Origin of the sequence: Methylobacterium sp. J-070 (genome assembly GCF_022829385.1) — a bacterium.
GTDB lineage: Bacteria > Pseudomonadota > Alphaproteobacteria > Rhizobiales > Beijerinckiaceae > Methylobacterium.
The window spans coordinates 1-1,125 of sequence record NZ_JAKSXX010000159.1; the positions used below are offsets into that span (position 1 = coordinate 1).

Annotated in this window: 1 protein-coding gene; it reads right to left on the bottom strand. The window is 67.8% G+C overall.

Annotation, left to right across the window (positions count from 1 at the left end; genetic code table 11):
- Positions 1 to 6: 6 nt before the first annotated feature.
- Positions 7 to 1,125: elongation factor Tu (gene tuf, locus MKL01_RS15860; protein ID WP_243906173.1), on the bottom strand; the 1,119-nt coding region annotated here is incomplete at its 5' end.

Below are 1,125 nucleotides of genomic sequence, written 5' to 3' on the forward strand. Positions count from 1 at the left end.
GCGAACTCAATCGTTGATGGCGGCGACGACGCCGGCGCCGACGGTGCGGCCGCCCTCGCGGATGGCGAAGCGCAGCTTCTCCTCCATGGCCACCGGCACGATCAGCGCCACGTCCATGGTCACGTTGTCGCCCGGCATCACCATCTCGGTGCCCTCCGGCAGCGTGCAGATCCCGGTCACGTCCGTCGTGCGGAAGTAGAACTGCGGCCGGTAGTTGGTGAAGAACGGCGTGTGGCGCCCGCCCTCCTCCTTGGTCAGGATGTAGGCCTCGGCCTTGAACTTCGAGTGCGGCTTCACCGAACCCGGCTTGCACACCACCTGGCCCCGCTCCACGTCCTCGCGCTTCGTGCCGCGCAGAAGCACGCCGACGTTGTCGCCCGCCTGACCCTGGTCGAGCAGCTTGCGGAACATCTCCACGCCCGTCACCGTCGTGGTCTGCGTGTCCCGGATCCCGACGATCTCCACCGTCTCGCCGACCTTCACGATCCCGCGCTCGACCCGGCCCGTCACCACCGTGCCGCGCCCCGAGATCGAGAACACGTCCTCGATCGGCATCAGGAACGGCAGGTCGATCGGGCGCTCCGGCTGCGGGATGTAGGCGTCCACCGTCGCCATCAGCGCCAGCACCGCCTCCTTGCCGATCTTCGGCTCCTTGTCCTCGAGCGCCATCAGCGCCGAGCCCTTGGTGATCGGGATGTCGTCGCCCGGGAAGTCGTACTTCGACAGCAGCTCGCGCACCTCAAGCTCGACCAGCTCCAGCAGCTCCTCGTCGTCGACCATGTCGACCTTGTTGAGGAACACCACCAGCGCCGGAACGCCGACCTGACGGGCCAGCAGGATGTGCTCGCGCGTCTGCGGCATCGGGCCGTCGGCCGCCGACACCACCAGGATCGCGCCGTCCATCTGCGCCGCGCCGGTGATCATGTTCTTCACGTAGTCGGCGTGGCCCGGGCAATCCACGTGCGCGTAGTGCCGGTTAGCCGTCTCGTACTCCACGTGCGCCGTCGAGATCGTGATCCCGCGCGCCTTCTCCTCCGGTGCCTTGTCGATCTGGTCGTAGGCCGTGAACGTCGCGCCCCCCGTCTCCGCCAGCACCTTCGTGATCGCCGCCGTCAGCGACGTCTT